Source organism: Cellvibrio sp. pealriver (genome assembly GCF_001183545.1).
GTDB lineage: Bacteria > Pseudomonadota > Gammaproteobacteria > Pseudomonadales > Cellvibrionaceae > Cellvibrio.
This window is the reverse complement of the sequence record NZ_KQ236688.1, coordinates 3,763,273-3,778,393: the sequence shown is the minus strand read 5'-3', so window position 1 is coordinate 3,778,393 and position 15,121 is coordinate 3,763,273. Positions and strand designations below refer to the sequence as shown.

Here is a 15,121-nt window from a genome sequence, read left to right as displayed (position 1 = left end):
CTCACACATTTTTTTCACGGTTGTTCACACAGTCAATGCAACAAATCAGATGCAGGCGCGCTGCTGGATGGATCAAGTGGCGCAGCAGGCTCAGCCGAAAATTCAAAATACAATGAGTTGACCACAACACGGACGTACTCCGTCACTTCCATGTAATCCGCCTCTGAACTGGCCTCATCTTCTTCGTCATCGGCCTGGATTTGGACAATATTGGCAATGTCTTCCAACATCTCTTCAAATTCTTCATTGATCACACGTTTACCCTGATGATCAACACTGCCAAAACCGGTCAGAAAACCGTGGCACCATTCGCTCAAACCACGCACGCGCTCACTGAGCAAACTATCATCGTCAGGCAGCATCAATTTCAAACTCATTTGGCCCTGAAGCTGATCATTGGTGGTGTGATACAGCCGGCTCAGCGCGATACGCACACGCTCATCGGGCGCAGCAATAAAATCGAGGAATTCAACGGCTTCCAGTAGCCAATGGGTTTCGCTCAGCGTCGCACCACCCGCCAACTTGCCACATAAAAGTCCGTGCAATTCAGAGGGGCTATTCAATGTGCCCAAGGGAGCCAACAGGTTGGCGAGTTCATCGAAATTAAGGGGGGTGAGCAGTTGCTCGGGGGATGTGTTTTCAGTCATGTAGGCCTCTCATCGCAATGGGCAAATGCTATCACGATTGCCCTTGGCGGCTCCGCAAACTTTTTATATAGCGAATTCCAAGGTTGACGCACCTCAAGTAAAACCTGTTTGTTTATCGCTTGATAGCAACCATCTTCTCGAATTCACATTAACTTGTGCTCTATGATTGACCACCTGCGGGCCGCACAATATAGTGGGCAACCTGCGCTATTTTATGGTTACTTATTATCATGTCTGACGATCTGCTACTCGCCCTCGAAACCAAGCTGGATAAGCTGATCCTGCTGTGCAATCGCCTGCAGCAAGAGAATGCCGAGCTTAAAACGCGTGAAAATGAATGGCAGCGCGAACGTGTAAGGCTGATCGAAAAAAATGAGCTCGCACGCAGCCGCGTTGAGGCCATGATCACCCATTTACGCAATCTGGATGCTGAATAGCTGAAAAAAGCACCCGAGAAAAAGTACCCGCGCACAGTACCCGATAAAAAGCACCCGAGAATACGCCATGAGCAACGAAACTGTTTTTGTAAAAATCCTCGATAAGGAATATCAAGTTGCCTGCCCGCGTGAGGAGCGCCAGGCGCTGGTGGAATCAGCGCAATTGCTGGATGAGCGCATGAAAGCAATCCGTGGTACCGGTGCTGTCATCGGCCTTGAGCGCATTGCAGTCATGGCTGCGCTCAATTTAAGCCATGAGCTGCTGCAGGCCAAAACTGCCTCCAGCGGAACAAGTGGATCAGCTAACCAATCTAATTTATTGCGTCTGAACGAGAAATTGGATCGCACCCTTTCCGGTTTGGATCGAGAGTAGTGTTTATTAAAAGCAACTTGGATTAAAAATCACCATAAGCGCAAATAGCGACTTTTTTCCAGCCCCGTTTAAGACGATTAATCACTAAACGGCTATATAACCCAAGCATAATTTCATTTGCGAATAACCGGTAACTCTGGGTTATACTGACATCACGCCCTGGAATGTTTGCAATCCAACAATGTCCTTGAGCCGATAAATGTTAGCCCGGCAGTATCTCGTTTGAGCTTGGTGTGCATGTCCGCCTGACGGAAAGCCTAAAAAGCCACAGGTATCGCCACCTTGAACCTTTGGGTTCAAGGCCAGCTTGGTAAGCGGCATTTCGGGGTCTCTTAATTCTCTTCTGTTTTCTTTCTTCACGATTGTTCAAGGCTGTTTATGGCCGATCCGCTTGACTCATCACTGCTAACATCTTCACAAACCGCACAGACTGCACATACCAAATCGGCTTTGCGCAGTGAATTGCGTTCGCGCCGAAAAGCCCTGAGCATCACACAACAAGCACATGCGTCACTGCTGTTGCTGCGCCAGCTAATGCAGCTGCCGCAATTCATGCGTGCACGTCATGTCGCACTGTATATTGCAAACGATGGAGAAATTGACCCGGCACCGGTGGCTCAACAACTGTGGAAGATGGATAAGCACTGCTATTTACCGGTGCTACGCCCGGATAAAAACAAAGCCCTGTGGTTTGTGGAGTACACACCCGATGCCACACTGGCGAAGAACCGCTTTGGCATTCCCGAACCGGATTTTCGCCAGCACCATAAACTACCGGCACAGCGCTTGGACGTTGTGCTTATGCCGTTGGTTGGGTTTGATCGCAGCGGGGCGCGTTTGGGGATGGGTGGTGGTTTTTACGATACAACGTTTGCGTTTAAACAAAAAAATAATGCAGGCAAACCCTATTTGATCGGCTTGGCGCACAGTTGCCAGGAAGTTGATTCACTCGCGACAGATGCTTGGGATATCCCGTTGTTTGCTATCGCAACGGAACAAGAAATTCTGCTTACGCATCAATAAAAAAACACGTCGATAAAAAACATCAATAAACAAAAATTGCCCGCCACAAAAAACAACTCCCGCAAGAGCGGGAGTTGTTGTCGAAAATTCCGTTTATCGCCTGATTTTTCCGGTACAACTGTATCCGTTTATTCAGAGGCTGACTCTACTGCTGCCTCCGCAAACGATACCAAAGCACCTACATCTAACAGCGTTATGCAAACTCCTACACAAAATATCAAGATCACAGCGGAGAGAACATCGACTTTCATGGTGGTAACCTTGCGCAATATTATTTTAAAAAAACAACATCTTTTATAAGCGACCACAAAACAGCCCAAGGCTGTGGCGTGGATAAATAATAGGCAAGGATTTAGCAGAAGGAAACCAATTACCCACGAAAAACCGCAAAAAAACGCACTTTTTTAGCAAAAAAGTGCGTTTTTCCCGATGTTTTCCATACTTTTGATGAAAGGCAGCGCAAAAACACCGGTAAATCATGGTTTTTTTTCGCTTGGTTGTAGCGAATCACATAACGTCAATTAACGATTTACGCATCCTTGCGCCGAATATTTTATTCACCAAACACGTTATTCCCGCTTAGGGAGCAACGGTTACGACACGACTGGTTGCATCGCCAAGGCGGCTGCGCAGCAATACTGGATTATCCTTGACTGACAGCGCGCCGGTGTAGGAAGTCCAGGTTTCGCCTTGATCCAAACTGATTTCTATTGCGAGCCCGGGTAAGGATGTATTGGCCAACAATTGGCTTTTTTCAATCACTGCACCCGGTGGTGGCAGATAAAAACTACCGCCTAATGAAGCGAGCTTCGGCAATTCCTTGGTGCTTAATTGCACGGCGAATGCAGCCCAATCAGCAAGGCGCTCACTGGCATCCGGCTTGTCGCCTTCCCATGACGCTTTGTGCCATGCACGCTCGGCCAGTGGAATCAAACGCGGATAAATCATCTGTTCCATTTGCGCACCGGTGCGGATAGTTTCACTCCAGACTTGGCCTTGCATACCGCGCAAATTCTCGGGCTTTTCCAGCGCTGGCATAGCGCGCCCTACCAAGGCTTCCAAGTTTTCAATCGCTGCACCATTGCGGGTTTTATCGGCATTGGCGTAGAGATTGTCCGGCATGAAACCAAACACTTTGGAGGCATCGGTGTAGCGCGCAGCCCAATAGTAACCACGCTCTTCCGGATTAGCTTCGTGCGGGTGATCGAAATACAAATGGGTTGCCGCTGAAATAATCGGCTCATAACCGGCGTTTGCCAAACGATACGCGCGGTCAGCAACACCCCACTCCCAAATGTTGTCCCACGCATTTGCCAGTACATGTTTGTTGGCAAATTGGGCACGATTGAAAGTGTTGTTAGGATCGTACATCAACCCGTCTTCCCAACCGCCCAAGTCCAAACCACGCGCAGCAGTGATAGCCGCCACTTTACTGACAAAGTAGGGTTTCAGATCCGCAGGGCCAGCAACCCCCATCTCACCTTTGGCAAAGAGAGCATTACACGCAGGTGACGCAGTCCAGGAACCTGCACCCACTTCATCGCCGCCCATATGGAAAGTCACCAATCGCGTTCCGGCTTTGCGATACATTTGCTGCAATTCGTAAATCACTTTGTCTACAAACGCGTAGGTTGATGGCAAGCACACGTTGATGGAGTTGTCGGTGTAATTTTGCACCGTCATGTATTGGGATTTATCCAATGGATCGGATAACAAATACTGCTCAGCTTCGGCTTTTTTACCGTCTTTCAGCAGCTTTTTGTAACGTGCCTCCATGGATTTCACTGCGGCACGCGCGTGACCAGGCATATCGATTTCCGGAATGACTTCGATGTGACGCGCACTGGCAAATTTCAAAATTTCGATAAAGTCTTCGGTGGTGTAGTAGCCGTTACCTGAACCGGTTTTGTGTGGCCCGGTACCCAACTGGGTCAGCAGGCAGCTCTGCTCGCTCAGATCAAAACAGCGATGCGCGCCGACATCGGTCAGCTCAGGCAAGCCAGGGATTTGCAAACGCCAGCCTTCATCTTCGGTAAGGTGCAAATGCAGTTTGTTGAGCTTGTAACGCGCCATTTGCTCGATCAAACGCAAGGTGTATTCCTTGCCATGGAAGTTGCGCCCCATGTCGTACATCATGCCGCGCCAGCGATAACGTGGTGCATCATTGGCAGTCAGTTGCGGCAAGCTGTGGCTTGCGGAAGATTGCGCGGGCAACAAACTCAACACACTTTGAATGCCGTAAAACGCACCGGCGTTGTCGCTGCCGACGATAGTGATTTTGTCAGCTGCGATATTGAGGCTATAAGCTTCGCTGTCGCCCACCGCGGCATCCACTTTCAATTCAATTGTTTTAGCCGATGACACAGTGACGCCGCCTGCCGCACTGGCTTGGGCCGGGCTTGATGCCATGGTAATCCCCGCCGCTTTAAGCTGGTCGGCGAGGTATTTTGCTTCGCCCGTCAGGCGGCCTGCGTAACTGATTTTCCAGTTGCTATCGATCACCGCCGTACCTTTGCGATATTTCACATCGGCGGGTGTCGGGATAATTTTGGGAGCAGCATCCACCTTGGCAGCAGCAGTATTGACCGCAAGGTTATCCTGATAACGGGTAGTAGGTGTCGCGATAGGATAAAGATCCGGTGAAAAGCGTTGCAGTTGTTCCGGCTTGGTAAACGGCTCGACGAATTCACTGAGGTTTTCAGTATTGGTATTGGCAAAAATTTCTGTTGTTAATCCTTGCTGGGCGATAAATGCACGCGGCATAAAATCGGAATAACTCACCAGACTTGAACTTGCGGCGTAGGGCACCACCAGCGTCGCACCTGTTGCGAGCCCCTTGAAGGATGCGGTTGGTGCAAGCTCATGCAAATCGCCTTGTATGTGGCGCAGGCTCAAACCTTCTACCGTTGCAGGGTCCAATTTACGCACCGAGTGAATGTAAATCCGCCAATCGCCCTGCCCTGCAGGTAACGCAGCGCTTGAGTCATTGACCAGCTTCACTTGCCCTTGCGGTTTCGCGCCCAGATTGTTTACAACACCAAAGCGCAGCTGGGCTTTGCCCGCAAATTCACTGAGTTGTTGCTGACTAAGGTTTCCAGCGAAGGCGCTTTGGGCGAGCCCTAACGCCAGCGTCAATGCGCCTAAACGCGCAGCGATATGTTGACCTGCAGATTTCATTAGCAATGCTCCTGCCTATATGTTTGTTGTAGTTAATGTTGCAGTTAAGTTGGTATAGCTGAAGTCGTTTTAATGGGTTGATTTGACATGCAAATTTTTTGACAACGTTGTCCAGATTACACCATAAATTCACATACGCCAGTCTCTGAACATAAATTAACCCTTTGGAGAACAGACTTAAGAATAGACAGGGATGCGGAAAATGCAGGGTAATTCTGGGTCGGGCAGATAGGGAGGGAGTCGTCATCCCCGCTAGCGGGGATCCATAGGCGTTAACAAAGGCTGGATTAGCTATGCTGGCCTATCGGCTCCCGCAAGCGGGAATGACGACGAGGGTATAACAAAAAATCGCAGAATTACCCAAGAAAGAACTTGTAAGCCTCATTTTTGGTTTCATCCCAGAAGGGATAATTCAGGTCATTCAAAAACGCTTTCAATTCGCTGTAATCTTTTTTAGGCACCTGCATACCCACCAACACGCGCGCCGAAGCAGAGCCGTGGTTGCGGTAGTGGAACAGCGAAATATTCCAGCGACCGGCCACTTTGTTCAGGAAGGTCATCAACGCACCCGGGCGCTCGGGGAACTCAAAGCGATAGAGCACTTCATCGGTGATCTGCGGAGCGTGGCCGCCCACAAGGTGACGGATATGCAATTTCGCCAACTCGTTTTCCGTCATATCCACCAAATCATAACCCTGGGCTTTTAGCTCCTCGACCAAATCAGCGCGATCTTTTCCGCCTGCCGCCACTTGCACGCCCACAAAAATGCGCGCGTCTTTGGCATCGGCGTAACGATAATTAAATTCGGTGATATTGCGCTTACCCAGTGCCTTACAAAACTCTTTATAGGCACCCGGACGCTCCGGAATCGTCACCGCGAGAATCGCTTCGCGCTGCTCACCAATTTCTGTGCGCTCACTGATATAACGCAAACGGTCAAAATTGATATTGGCACCGCAGTCGATCGCCACCAGCGTTTGGCCAGTAATACCGTGTTGCGCCACGTATTTTTTCAGGCCAGCCACACTGGTCGCACCAGCGGGTTCCGCGATGGAACGCGTATCTTCAAAAATATCTTTGATGCCTGCACAAATTTCGTCTGTAGTGACAGTCATGCACTCATCGACCACCTTGCGCAGCACACGGAAGGTCTCCTCACCGATTTGCGCAACCGCGATGCCATCCGCAAAAATACCAACCTGCGGCAACACAACGCGTTTTTTCTTTTCCATCGCCGCCATCAGGCACGCCGACTCTTCCGATTCCACCGCGATAATTTTGGTTTCCGGGCGCAGGTATTTCACATACGCACCAATGCCTGCCGCCAAACCGCCGCCACCGACGGCGATAAAAATCGCATCAATTTTGCCGGGATACTGATGCAGGATTTCCATGGCGATGGTGCCCTGGCCTGCGATCACATCCGGATCATCAAACGGGTGGATATAGGTCATGCCTTTTTCTTCCACCAATTTTTTCGCGTGCGCAGAGGCTTCGTCATAACTATCGCCATGCAACACCACTTTGGCACCGCGCGCGCGGACGGCATCGACTTTGATCGCCGGTGTAGTGCGCGGCATCACAATAGTCGCCTTGATGCCCAAATGCTGCGAGCCGAGCGCGACACCCTGTGCATGGTTGCCTGCCGAGGCGCAAATCACACCGCGGCTGCGCTCTTCTTCGGTCAGTTGCTGCAGTTTGTTGTACGCACCACGCAATTTGAATGAAAACACCGGCTGTAAATCTTCGCGCTTGAGCAAGACTTTATTGCCGGTACGCGCTGACAACAAGCGCGCTTCATCGAGCGGGGTTTCTATCGCCAGATCATAGATACGGGCGTTGAGGATACGTTTTATATAGGATTCAGGCATGATTGTTTTGCATAATGAAGTGAAAAAGTCACCGCAGTGTAAACAATTTGGCCGCCGCTGGCACGGCGAAAATCCGTATACTATTGCGAAGTTGTTTTAGAGAACCTACCAGGATTTCACGATCAGCCGATTGCAAGGGGTTACCGGTCAAGACTGTCTGAGACAGGGATGTCGAAGACAAGCCCCCACGGATGGGTTTACGGCGTGTCTTGACCGGTAACCCCTTGTAGTCGGCGTACCTAACTATTAGCACCACAGAATTAGCACAATTCAGAGACCACCATGACTCAAGACCAACTCAAGCAAGCTGTCGCGCGCGCCGCGATTGAATACATCAAACCCAAATTATTCAACGACTCCATTATTGGTGTCGGCACGGGTTCTACTGCCAATTTTTTTATCGATTATCTGGGCGAGATCAAATCCCTGTTTGCCGGTGCTGTCGCAAGCTCTGATGCCTCCGCCGAGCGTTTGAAAAAACTCGGTATCGATGTGCTCGACTGCAATTCGGTGAGCGAACTGGTGGTGTATGTTGATGGTGCGGATGAAAGCAACGCCTACCTGCACTTGATCAAAGGCGGCGGTGCGGCCTTGACGCGCGAAAAAATCGTGCGCGCGGTATCGAAAGAATTTGTGTGTATCGCCGATGGCAGCAAATGGGTCGATGTGCTGGGCAAGTTCCCGCTACCGGTTGAGGTGATCCCCATGGCGCGCTCTTATGTCGCACGCGAACTGGTCAAACTGGGTGGCACGCCGGTGTACCGCGAAGGCGTGGTCACCGACAACGGCAATGTGATCCTTGATGTCCACAACTTACAGATTATCGATCCGGTGGGATTGGAAAACCGCATCAACCAGATTACCGGCGTAGTGACCAACGGTTTGTTCGCCGCCAAAGGTGCCGATGTGCTTTTGTTGGGTACTGCCGAAGGGGTAAAGACCCTGTATCCACGCTAGGCCTGTTTGCCCAAAAAACAAAAAAGGATGCCCCTCGCGGAGCATCCTTTTTTATTTTCTGTTTTCTGTTACTGCTTAGAAATCAGCGCGCACGCCCAGACTAATGCGGCGGCCAGAAAATTCGTACATCGATGGGAATGACGGATCAATGGTGTAAGCGCTGGTTTCTTCGTCGGTCATGTTAATACCTTCAAGCACCACTTTGATCGCATCGGTCACCTGGTATCCAAGCGAAATATCCGTTTGGCCGTAAGCATCGCGGTAGACCGGATACATATCGCTCGCGATATATTCAACATACTTGTCTTTGTAGTTGTAAGAAATGCGCGCATCAAACAAATCATTTTCGTAATAGAACGTCAGGTTGTAAGTTTCATCTGCCAAACCTTCCGGCGGTGCCGGAATATCCAAATCCGATTCACCGGTGAGTGAATTATCCAGCGCGGTGTAGTTGGCGTTGATACCAAAACCGTCCAGTGATTCATGCAGCATCGTCAGCGGAAATTGTGCAATCAATTCCACACCCGACACATCGTAATCGCCTTCCGCATTTACCTTTTGATAAATTTCAAAATCGTACACGCCATCAATAGTGCCGTTAGCGTTGTATTTAGTAACATCTTTTACAACGCCGGTGAGTGACTCACGCACTACGCCTTCAATTTTTTTCTCAAAATACGATGCAGCGAAGAGTGCGTTATCGCCCACATACCATTCCAGACCCAGTTCCCATTGGTCAGCATAGGTAGGTTTCAAATCCGGGTTGCCATCGCGATATTTAAAATCATTCAAGCTCACGGTGCGTTTGTACGCAATATCGCCCAGTGCCGGGCGCATTAACGTTTGCGATGCCGCAGCGCGCAACATCAAACCTTCACGCAATTCCATATTCATGTTGAGGCTTGGCAGTACATCGTTGTAATTGCCTTCTTTGGAAATGGGTGTTGGCGTATAACCGGTAGAGCCGTTTGCATTCTGGATTTGGTGATAACCAAACGACAGCACTGAAGTATCTACTGCGCGCACACCGGTATTGACCATCACCGGCATGGCCGCCACATCAAATTTGAAATCGGCCATGGCATAGAGGCTCACGACTTCTTCATCAACGCGATAATATTCGCTATCGGCAAATTCCACGTTGAAACCGTCGTAGCGGAAAGTATCGCGCGCATAACCGTTGGATACTTGCGACCACTGCGGGCTGTTGGATGATTGCGACAAGTATTTTCCACCGGGAACCAAATCAGAAACCGGCGTCAACTCGCTGTCTTGCAAGGTGCGCACATTGCGCCATGAATTGTCACCGGCTTTGGGCCCGCGCACGGTATTGGTTCCGCGCTCGCGCTCTTTGGATTTATCGGTATAGCGCGCACCAAATTGCACTTGATTCAATGCACTAAAGAAATCCAATTCCAAGGGTTTAGTGAAATCCAATTGTGCTGCATATTTATCATCCTGAATGGCTTCGAGGTTCACTTCGTAGGAATCGAATAAATATTTTTCCGGCGAATTGTACATATCAATGCTTTTTGGATTGGCACTCAACAGCGTCTCACCACCATTATTGGTGTAACGGCTGCGTGAAGGTGCAAATGCCACGTGTTTTAAATTGCTGGTGTCCGAGATTTTTTCTGCACCCGAATAACCGACAAGCCCGTCAATTAACCACCCGCCAATTTCCCACTCCATGTCAAAGCTGTACTGGGTAAAATCAGTTTCGTGCACGTTTTCTTTGCTCAAGAATTCGTGTTGTGTCGCCGCGTAGGAAACATCGGTTAATACCACAATGCCGTGTTTGGCGAGCGTTGTGTTGTCGTAAGCGTGAACAGTTTCCAATGCGCTAATGCTCGAAGCTGTGTAGGCCGCCGCATCGTATTCATCTTCGGTGTTGTCGTAGCCGCCGAGCATGGCATCAAAGGTGAGGCTAAAAGTGCTGCTCGGTTGATATTGGAAAGCGGCAGTTGCACCCCACTTGTCCTGCTCATTCAAATAAGCGCGATCGCCGATCTTGTCATGGAACACAACGCGATTGGTTTCTTCCTTGTTAAAAGGATCACTGATTTTTACGCCGGTGTCGCGTTCAAGCACGGCGATGGTTTGGTCGGCTTGCCATTTTGATGAACCGGTTTTTTCAGTCCAGCGCGATAGCGGGCGAAAATTAATACCGGAATTGGAATCGGTTCTGTTAGTGCGCTCCGCCATCGAAAACGATACCAACGCGCCAAAGTCACCAAAGGTATTACTCGCCAACATAGAAATTTTTGGATCAATTTCTTCCGAAATAGAATTGTGTGCACCTTCGGCTGACACAACCAATTTTGCATCGCTGTAATCAAAGGGGCGCGCTGTTGAGATCAGCACTGAACCCGCAATTCCGCCTTCTTCGTCGATAGCGGTAGGGGATTTTTTAACCGTCACACTTTGAATAATTTCTGATGCAAAAATATCGAACTCAACATCGCGCCCACCACTGCCTGATGCAGTAGAAAGATTATTGATGGAAACATGGGTGAATTCACTGGGCAGGCTGCGCACATTCACTTTGCTACCCAAACCTTTATTGCGCTCAATGGTCACACCGGGCATACGTTGCAAGGCTTCAGCAAGGTTTTGTTCGGGGAAATCGGCAATATCGGTGGCGACAATAGAATCAGAAAAGCCAATCGCATTACGTTTAATATCAATCGCTTTTTCCAGACTCTTGGCGTAGCTGCCGGTGACGACAATCTCTTCAAGCTGGTCAGCACCCTGAGCCATACCTTGCAGTGATAGCGCTGCCAATGCAGCACCAAACACTATGCGGGAAACGGCTTCACTTAATGGGTTTCTGCCTGAATGGATTGCGATGTTTTTATGAGTTCTCACGTTAACGTCCTCTATTTATTACAGTTAGAAAAACTACACTCGACCATTTCTAGCTCTCATAAAAAGAGAAAACTCCATTTTACTTCCCAAGCAGATTGATGTTCCTGAACAGGAATTAGAAACGCACGGCACCATAAACGGCGTGCATTTCATTTTTATTGCTGTTCTATTTCCACCGCTTCATTTAACAATTATTAACAATGCATCCTCTTATTTTTATATTCCGGTTTTCTGTGATGTTTTCATTTTATGGCTTGTCATAAAACTGTAGCGATTCTGCAGTAGACTGCCCTACTGCTTGATTTTTATGTTGCTTATAGATTTTTCACCATGAAAAAATATTGCTGTTTTGTTGTATCCACTCTGTTTATTTTCATCACCGGATGCGCGCCGGAACCACCTCAACAAATACAATCTACCAACAACCAAAACACTGCTGCGCTACAAATTGCGTTTATGCCGGACATTCATTTCCACGATATCTATGCCGATTTCAGTGGCGATCATTTTTCCGGTTTGCCCACAACAACGCCTTACGGCACGCAACACGCGAGCATTCGCTCAATGCGCGCACAATTGCACTCCACCCGTTTATTCAATGAAAATTATTTTGCGCTGCTCGCCGCGCTTGATGACATTGCCCAACGCAACATTAAATACGTTGCCCTGCCCGGCGATTTTAGTGATGACGGCCAACCGGCACATTTACGCGGATTAAAATCCATTCTGGATCAATACCACCGCCAATACGGTATTGAATTTTTTGCCGCACCGGGCAATCACGATCCAACGCGGCCGTTTTCACATCCGGCAGGAAAAGAGGACTACTTAGGTATAGACGGAAAAGAACAGCCGATTTTTAGCAAGCAACACCCGCTGTGCACACAACAAATGTCCATTCAAGAAATGCCAATACAAGAAATCCCAATGCAAAAAAAACACCGTCATGAAGCGCAGCGGCATCCCGTAGTGTGCTCGGATGAGGTGCAGGAATTGGGTTATCACGCCATTATGGATTTGCTGGGCGAACACGGTTTTTACCCCAAGGCGGGTTATCGCTATTTTGAAACACCTTACAGCGCCCAAAAAAATCACTACGATCTTGCAACTGCTACACGCGAAGCAAAATTTGAAAACCGGCACTATGAAATTTGTCATCAAGGTACTGGCGGAGTGTACAAACAAGCGAACTACAGCGATTGTTATCACCTTCCCGACAGTAGTTATCTGGTAGAGCCCGTCGATGGTTTATGGTTGCTGGCAATTGATGCCAATGTTTACCAACCTGAAATGGGCAGCAACGGCAACGCGCAAGATCCTGATAATTTTATGGGGTCAAGCGATGCGGGCTACAACAAAGTTATTTCCCACAAAACCCATTTATTGGAATGGATAACCGATGTTGTCGCACGCGCGCAAGCGCAAGGAAAAACCCTGATTGCATTTTCCCATTTTCCGATGCTGGAATTTTATGACGGCGCAGGCGGTGATATTGCGCAGTTGATGGGCGAACAAAAATTTCAGCTCAACCGAAACCCGAGCACCAACACCAGCAAAGCCTTGGCCGATACCGGACTGAAAATTCATGTTGCTGGACATATGCATATTAATGACACAGGTGTGTATCGCGGTGAAAACGGCAATGTGTTATTCAATATTCAAGCACCTTCACTTGCCGCTTATATTCCTGCTTATAAAATATTGACCATTAAACAGAACCAACAAGTTGAAGTGGAAACGGTTGCCTTAAAAGAAGTACCGCGTTTTGATGAATTGTTTGCGCACTACCGTGCGGAATGGAATTATTTGCAATCGATCAATGCGCCCGACATTTGGGACAACAAAATCCTGCAAGCAAAAAATTATCACCAATTTACCGAATGGCATTTACGCGAACTGGCACGCTTGCGTTTTTTGCCACAGGAGTGGCCTGCGGATATACGCGCGTTATTGATGCAATTAAATGGAATGCAACTGTTAACTCTCTCGCAATTAAAAACTGATATTAGTCTTGCGCAGTTAACAGCCGCAATAAATGATCAGGATAGCGATGAAGCCGTTAGGCAAGCTTGGCAGCTGGCAACCAAACAGGCAGAGATTGTTGCCCAAAAAAACGGTTTGACGCTTGCCAGTTTTGCCGACTGGACAGACAGTGATTTAAGCGTGGACTTTTATCGCTTATGGAGTGCAGATCAACTCGCACTGCAAGACATTAGTGCGCAACGATTCGCGCACTACCAACTACTCGCACAGCAATTTTTGTTATCGGAAAACAATCATTCTACAACCAACAATACAGTTGAAAACCCATTGCCTCTTTATCAGCAGCGCTTGGGGAAACTGATCAATATTCTGGTGAAATTTTCTGGCGATGCGCCGAGCGATCATTTTTTATTGCAGCTGGATACGGGCGAAATTACATCGCTTTCATCTGCAACCGAGCCATCTACAGTCATTGCATCAACAGCCATTCCATCGCCCCCATCGCATGATACAGAACAGGCGATGCCATAATTTTTTTGTGACAGGCAAAAAAAATGCCCCGATCGCTCGGGGCATTTTAGTTTTAAATAAAAACTGATTAGCGACGGCGGCGCAAACGGCCAAGACCCAACAAGCCCAATCCGGCCATCATTAACCCCAGCAGCGACGGCTCAGGTACTTCGACGGTTGGCGGGGTGTAATCCCAGCTGCCTTTATGAATTTCGCCATTACCCGCATAGGACTTGGCAGCAATAGCGCCATCCAGATTGGAGTTGGTTTTAATAGTGGCGTTTAACGCAAGAATGGAGCCATACCAAGAATCGCCAAAATTCAATGTGGTCGCCTCGTAAAAATTCCACAACACATTATTGAAGTTGTTGCGGAAACTGTTAGTACCATTTTTGGTAGTGCCCGCATTAAAACTGGTGCCCGATACATTGATCACAACATTCAGGGCGGTGGCAAAATCCATATCCAGACTCCATTGGGGTCCGGTCAGCTGGTCTGCGGTGATATTGAAAACGACCAGGTCAGTTGCGCCACCGGTATAGCTGAACTTTTTATTGTTCATGTCACCGATTAACGCGGTATTGTCCGAGCTGGCCAAGCCTTTGTAATAGTCAGATTCCGCCTGCAGCACGTTGAACAAATCAACTTTTTCTGCACTTAAAGAGCCGTCGGTCACTTTCTTAAGGCAGCCACTTTGCCCCATGTCCGTGCCGTTGCAAATATTGGCAGGCCCGGAAAAAGTACCTTCGTAAGCAAGATAACCAGCATCAATATGCGTACCGCTATTGCTCTTGAAGTTGCCGACAACTTTCACAGTATCAGCAGTAGAGTTATCCGGCTCTTTCTGCGCAAATACCGACGCGTTGACGACATTGCCACCAATAAAGGCTTTGCCTTCGATATGGCCGCTACCGCCAGATACATTCAAATCGCCGAATAAAATCAGGTTGTAATCATTCAACGGGGTGGCTGACGCCATCACCGAGAAGGAAGCAGCACCGGCAATCGTCAGGAATTTGGAATAAAAACGCATAAAAAGTTCTCTGGTAGTAATGTCCGTTTATTTGTATATCTGACAATAAGCACAAAGCATACCTGCTTTGTTTTTTCCTTTAGCATCAAAGCTCGCCGCTATTTTTTGCGAACCGCATCACACAAAAGTGTCAATTTTGCCGACAACCATAGAATGACAGCGAAGGACATTTTTGTCCTGATAAGAATAGACAATCGATAATTTGCGTCAACCCACGGGCTCAAGCAAGGCTTCACACTGAC

The 15,121-nt window shown here is 48.5% G+C and carries 10 protein-coding genes and 1 other RNA gene; 6 read left to right on the top strand and 5 right to left on the bottom strand.

All coding sequences use genetic code 11. The annotated features are described in order from the left end of the window. Positions 1-32: 32 nt before the first annotated feature. Complete coding sequence (locus VC28_RS16420; protein ID WP_049631598.1) at positions 33-647, bottom strand: UPF0149 family protein; 615 nt, start codon at positions 645-647, stop codon at positions 33-35. A 230-nt stretch (positions 648-877) separates the two neighbouring features. Here VC28_RS16420 and VC28_RS16415 point away from each other — a divergent pair, with 230 nt between their 5' ends. The 4 genes from VC28_RS16415 (at position 878) to VC28_RS16405 (ending at position 2,480) form a co-directional block, all read left to right on the top strand. Beyond that, positions 878-1,084 (top strand): TIGR02449 family protein, encoded by a 207-nt coding sequence (locus VC28_RS16415; RefSeq protein ID WP_049631597.1) that lies wholly within the window; start codon positions 878-880, stop codon positions 1,082-1,084. A gap of 67 nt (positions 1,085-1,151) precedes the next feature. Further along, positions 1,152-1,457, top strand: a complete 306-nt coding sequence (locus VC28_RS16410; protein ID WP_049631596.1) for a cell division protein ZapA — start codon at positions 1,152-1,154, stop codon at positions 1,455-1,457. 153 nt (positions 1,458-1,610) lie between these two features. After that, positions 1,611-1,790, top strand: a non-coding RNA gene (ssrS, locus tag VC28_RS19610) — 6S RNA. A gap of 45 nt (positions 1,791-1,835) precedes the next feature. Beyond that, on the top strand, positions 1,836-2,480 hold the full coding sequence (locus VC28_RS16405; protein WP_082191587.1) for a 5-formyltetrahydrofolate cyclo-ligase: 645 nt from the start codon (positions 1,836-1,838) through the stop codon (positions 2,478-2,480). A 579-nt stretch (positions 2,481-3,059) separates the two neighbouring features. On the opposite strand, the gene VC28_RS16400 is transcribed toward VC28_RS16405, so the two are convergent. Both VC28_RS16400 and ilvA read right to left on the bottom strand, forming a co-directional pair. Beyond that, positions 3,060-5,657: a family 20 glycosylhydrolase gene (locus VC28_RS16400; protein WP_049631595.1), complete on the bottom strand. Its 2,598-nt coding sequence runs from the start codon at positions 5,655-5,657 to the stop codon at positions 3,060-3,062. 356 nt (positions 5,658-6,013) lie between these two features. Then, positions 6,014-7,528 (bottom strand): threonine ammonia-lyase, biosynthetic, encoded by a 1,515-nt coding sequence (gene ilvA / locus VC28_RS16395; protein ID WP_049631594.1) that lies wholly within the window; start codon positions 7,526-7,528, stop codon positions 6,014-6,016. 282 nt (positions 7,529-7,810) lie between these two features. Between ilvA and rpiA the strand changes: the two genes are divergently transcribed. After that, positions 7,811-8,485, top strand: coding sequence for a ribose-5-phosphate isomerase RpiA (rpiA, locus tag VC28_RS16390; protein WP_049631593.1), 675 nt, complete (start codon positions 7,811-7,813; stop codon positions 8,483-8,485). A 75-nt stretch (positions 8,486-8,560) separates the two neighbouring features. Here the strand turns inward: rpiA and VC28_RS16385 are convergent, their stop codons facing one another. Further along, positions 8,561-11,353, bottom strand: a complete 2,793-nt coding sequence (locus tag VC28_RS16385) for a TonB-dependent receptor (protein ID WP_049631592.1) — start codon at positions 11,351-11,353, stop codon at positions 8,561-8,563. A 330-nt stretch (positions 11,354-11,683) separates the two neighbouring features. Between VC28_RS16385 and VC28_RS16380 the strand changes: the two genes are divergently transcribed. After that, entirely contained in the window at positions 11,684-13,867 is a 2,184-nt protein-coding gene (locus VC28_RS16380; RefSeq protein WP_082191586.1) for a metallophosphoesterase family protein, read from the top strand. A 67-nt stretch (positions 13,868-13,934) separates the two neighbouring features. On the opposite strand, the gene VC28_RS16375 is transcribed toward VC28_RS16380, so the two are convergent. Further along, positions 13,935-14,879, bottom strand: a complete 945-nt coding sequence (locus VC28_RS16375) for a choice-of-anchor A family protein (RefSeq protein ID WP_049631591.1) — start codon at positions 14,877-14,879, stop codon at positions 13,935-13,937. Between the last annotated feature and the right edge of the window lie 242 nt (positions 14,880-15,121).